Below are 255 nucleotides of genomic sequence, written 5' to 3'. Positions count from 1 at the left end.
TTCGTCAAATAGTAAAATTGCAGCTGTTTCAAATAGTTCGTTGATTTTTAATGATTACGGTTCTGCCTCTATAACAGCTTCACAAGCGGGTGATAGTAATTACAATGCGGCCAAAATAGTAGTTTTATCCGCAGTAAACAGTCAGCCGAACCTGATTAGAAAACAGTTTGAAGATATTATTGCATTTGATAACAGTACTAATAGTTTTAAATCTTACAGTTGGTATAAAAATGGAGTTTTAATTCCAGGTCAAAC

Annotated in this window: 1 protein-coding gene; it reads left to right on the top strand. The window is 33.3% G+C overall.

What is annotated here, in order from left to right; genetic code table 11:
* Positions 1 to 255 (top strand): hypothetical protein (locus ACHRVZ_RS21430; RefSeq protein ID WP_395425057.1); only part of this gene is annotated, 255 nt, incomplete at both ends.

This window comes from Flavobacterium sp. FlaQc-57 (assembly GCF_044007395.1).
Taxonomy (GTDB): domain Bacteria; phylum Bacteroidota; class Bacteroidia; order Flavobacteriales; family Flavobacteriaceae; genus Flavobacterium.
The sequence above is the reverse complement of the archived record's forward strand: the minus strand, read 5'-3'. Positions and strand labels throughout refer to the sequence as shown.